The organism is uncultured Desulfovibrio sp. (genome assembly GCF_944324935.1).
Classification (GTDB): domain Bacteria; phylum Desulfobacterota; class Desulfovibrionia; order Desulfovibrionales; family Desulfovibrionaceae; genus Desulfovibrio.
The window spans coordinates 1-4,026 of record NZ_CALUYG010000084.1 but is presented as its reverse complement, the minus strand read 5'-3'; the positions used below and the strand labels follow the sequence as shown (position 1 = coordinate 4,026).

At 66.5% G+C, this 4,026-nt stretch carries 4 protein-coding genes; all 4 read right to left on the bottom strand.

Annotation, left to right across the window (positions count from 1 at the left end; all coding sequences use genetic code 11):
* On the bottom strand, positions 1–187 hold a 187-nt coding region (locus tag Q0J54_RS11960), incomplete at its 3' end, for a hypothetical protein (RefSeq protein WP_296305973.1).
* A complete protein-coding gene (locus Q0J54_RS11955) occupies positions 187–1,383 on the bottom strand; it encodes a DNA polymerase IV (protein ID WP_296305972.1) in 1,197 nt (398 codons plus the stop codon). The genes Q0J54_RS11960 and Q0J54_RS11955, both read right to left, overlap by 1 nt.
* A 35-nt stretch (positions 1,384–1,418) precedes the next feature.
* Positions 1,419–3,161, bottom strand: coding sequence for a cation:proton antiporter (locus tag Q0J54_RS11950; RefSeq protein WP_296305974.1), 1,743 nt, complete (start codon positions 3,159–3,161; stop codon positions 1,419–1,421).
* Between the two features lie 140 nt (positions 3,162–3,301).
* Complete coding sequence (locus Q0J54_RS11945; protein WP_296305971.1) at positions 3,302–3,718, bottom strand: secondary thiamine-phosphate synthase enzyme YjbQ; 417 nt, start codon at positions 3,716–3,718, stop codon at positions 3,302–3,304.
* Positions 3,719–4,026 lie beyond the last annotated feature (308 nt).

The window sequence follows — 4,026 nt, the reverse complement described above, 5'->3', positions numbered from 1 at the left end:
GTTTTGGTAAGGTGTTTTTGCCCCATGACAGTTCCTCGTTGTTGAGGTGTTTGTTTGCAAAGCAACTGTCATGGGGCGTTCTTTTTTGGGCAAGCCCCCTGTTACCTTTCAATTGACAATCTGCCACAAAGGGGCCCTTCCCCCCACGAAAAAAAATAAAAAAGACCAAAAAAACAAAAACAAACATCACTCCGCCGCGTCCGTCTGATCCGGCGGGGTGAAGAGGCGGCCGCGCTGGACGGCCTGGGTGCCGAATTTTTGGCGCAGGCTGTCGAGGGCCTTGTCGAGGCGCAGGCGGCGGGCTTCTTCCTGCGGGTCATGGGGGCCGGCAGGCGGCAGGCCGGGGAGGAGGGCCTGTTGCGGGGGTGGGCTTTCGAAGCTGGAGACGCCGAGTCCCACGAGTCGTACGGGTTGGGGGAGGGGTTCGTTTCGCAGCAGGTCGCAGGCGGTCTCAAAGATGGTCTGGGTGGCGCAGGTGGGGTCGGGCAGGGTACGGGAGCGGGTGATCTGGCGGAAGTCGGCGAATTTGATCTTCAGGGTGATGGTGCGGCCTTGCCAGCCGTGCCGCCGCAGGGAGACACCTACGCGCTCGGCATGACCGAGGAGTTTTTTTTCCAGAAAGGCGCGGTCGCGGGTGTCTTCGGCGAAGGTGGTCTCGGCGCTTTCGCTCTTGGCGACATGCTCGGGGCTGACGGGGCGGGGATCGATGCCGTGGGCGCGGCGCAGGAGTTCCAGTCCCCATTTGCCGAAGCGGCGTTCCATGAATTGCGGGCTGTAGCGGCGCAGGTGCTCCACGCGGGAGATGCCGAGGGCGTGGAGGTCGCGGGCCATGCGCTTGCCGACGCCGGGCAGGCGTTCCACGGCCAGGGGCAGGAGGAAGGCATCTACCTGATCGGGGGGCAGGATGAAGATGCCGTCGGGTTTGTTGACCTCGGAGCAGATCTTGGCAAGGAATTTCACCGGTGCGGCCCCCACGGAGCAGGTCAGGCCGCCGGTGACGTCGGCCACGCGGGCCTTGATGGCCGGCAGGAGCTGTTCCGGCGGGCCGAAAAGGCGTTCCAGGCCGGCGGCGTCAAGATAGGCTTCGTCCACGCTGGCAGGCTCCACGAGGGGGGAGAAGTCGCGCAGGGCGGCCATGATGCGGCGGGAGAGTTCCGCATAGCGCCGCATGCGGCCGCGCACGAAGACGCCTTGCGGGCAGAGCTTGCGGGCCGTGGCGATGGGCATGGCCGAACGCACGCCGAAGACGCGCGCCTCATACGAGGCGGTGGAGACGACGCCCCGGCTGCCGCCGCCGATGATGACCGGCTTGCCGCGCAAGTCGGGATCGTCGAGCTGCTCCACGGAGGCGAAGAAGGCGTCCATGTCCAGATGCACGATCATGGCGAGCTGCCTTTTCCCGGCGTCATGCCGGCACGTCAGCGATCGGCGGGCTGTACCGCGTCCGTGGTTCCGTCAGGAGGGGGCGTCGCGGTATCGGGGTAATGCCAGCGGGCGCGCAGGCGGTCGCGCTCGGCATCGATGAAGGCCGGGGCCGCGCCCAGATTCCGCAGCAGGGTGGTCGCAAGGGCCAGCGCCACTTCGCCTTCACTGCTGAAGACATCAGAAATGCCATCCTTCTGAAGCTCACGCACCTGGCTCAAATAAGATGTGCGCGCGCAGATGCGTACCTGGGGATTTATGTCTCGCGCGATGCTCGCCACATCACTCACGGGGATGCGTGGCGCCGTCAGCAGTAATGCTTTTGCGTCCGCCAAGCCCGCCTGCAGAAGGACTTCAGCCTGAGTGGCGTTGCCATGTAATGCACTCCGCCCTTCCGCGTGCAGGCGGCGGACGGTGTCGATATTGGCCTCGATGATGACCGGACGCAGATGAAAGTCTTCCAGAATGTTGCAGAGAGCCTCTCCCGTGGGCCCATAGCCCACGACGATGACGTCACCGCGCGGGGCGGTGTCCTCTTCGGCGGCGTCGGGCACGAAGGCCGGGCGTCGGGCTTCCAGCCAGCGGGACAGACGGTCGAGCTGCCGAAAGAGCAGGGGGTTGAGGGTGATGGACAGGATGGCCGCGGGGATGACGGCATTGTTGACTTCCGGGCCGAAGAGCCCGTAGGTCGCGCCCACACCGGCGAGGATGAAGGAGAATTCCCCGATCTGCCCCAGGGAGAGGCCCACGGCCAGCGCCTCGCGCGGCGGACGACGGAAGAGGCGGCAGACGGTGAAGGCGGTCATGGGCTTGATGAGGACGATGATGCCGAAGGTCAGGAGCATGAGCGGCCAGTCGTCCAGCAGGGCCAGCGGATTGAAGAGCATGCCTACCGAGACGAAGAAGAGCACGGCAAAGGCATCGCGCAGGGGGAGGGCCTCGGCGGCGGCGCGGGCGCTGAAATCGGACTGGCCCACCACCATGCCGGCCAGAAAGGCCCCCAGCGCCATGGAGGCATCGAAGAGCAGGGCCGCGCCCACGGCGATGCCCAGGGCCAGGGCCAGCACCGCCAGGGTGAAGAGGTCGCGCGTGCCGGTACGGGCCACCCAGCCCAGCAGCAGGGGGATGAGCTTTTGTCCGGCCAGCAGCATGAAGGCCGTCAGGCCCGCCAGCTTGAGGACGGTCAGGCCCAGTGTGCTCCAGAGCGGCCCGGCGTCCGGGGAGAGCACGGTGGGCAGCAGCACCAGCAGCAGGATGGTGAAGAGATCCTCCACCACCAGCCAGCCCAGCGCCACATGCCCGGCACGGGTGTGGAGGAGGCCGTTGTCGCCCATGACGCGGGTGAGCACCACTGTGCTGGCCACGGAGATGGACATGCCGAAGACCAGACCGGCCGTGAGGCTGCCGCCCAGCAGGCAGAAAACGGCGGCCCCGGCCAGCGTGGCGGCGGCGATCTGGATGAGCGCGCCGCTGACGGCGATATGCCGCACGGCCAGCAGATCCTTGAGATGGAAATGCAGGCCGACGCCGAACATGAGCAGGATGATGCCGATCTCCGCGCATTGAGAAGCGGTGGGGGCATCCGCCACGAAGCCCGGCGAATGGGGCCCCACCAGCACGCCGGCCAGCAGATAGCCCACCAGCGGGGAAAGGCGCAGTTTCTGCGTGAAAAATCCCAGCACCGTGGCGGCGGTCAGACCGCCGGCCAGCGTCAGGATGAGATCGACGTCATGGGGCATGCTCATAGGTCACCTCGCAGGCCGGAGAGAAGGTAAGGGCGGCCTTGCGGCCCGCCCGGAGCGAAAAAGAAAGTATAGCCTGTTTCGCCGTCGGGGAAAAGCGGCGCGTGGTCAGGCGGAGCGGAGGGTGGCGTGCGGCGTCAGCGCGGGCCGGGCAGCCACTGCGCCCAGACGGAGCGGCGGCGCGGGCCGTCGCCTTCGCAAAGATAGATGGCCTGCCAGGTGCCGAGGCGCAGTTCGCCGTCCTCCACGAGCACCAGCAGGGACGAGCCGTGCAGGGTGCATTTTATGTGGGCGTCACTGTTGCCCTCGGCATGGGCGAAGGCCGGGTCCTGCGGGACGAGGCGGCGGAAAAAGCCTTCCATGTCCCGGCGGACGTCGGGGTCGGCGCCTTCATTGATGGTCAGGCCGCAGGTGGTGTGCGGGCAGAAGAGGGCCAGCGCGCCGCTGCGCGGGCCGGGAAACTGCGTCAGGGCCTCGCGCAGGAGGCGGCGGACCTCGCCGGTGATGTCGTGCATCCGGCAGCGGCCCTGGGTGGTGATGTCAAAGGCAAGCATGCGGCCTCCTGTGCCGGGCATGGCGGACGCCGCCTCCGGGAAAGCGGGACGGACGCGCCGGAAAGCGCCGGAGACGGGCAGGGGAGCAGTCCGCCCCCAGAGAAACGTAGTCAGGGCCTGTCAAAACAAGCTGTGTAAATAATTTCAATGTGCAAGAAAAACAACTGAATGCGCTCCGCTTGTCATTTGGGACGGGCTTGCCTCTATCCCCTGACCTTCCCCCGGTAAAAGCGCGCTGGGGAAGGGATGGGGGCCAAGGGGGAAGGGAAACCCCTCTCGCGCTGGCGGAGGGGTTTCCCTTCCCCCCA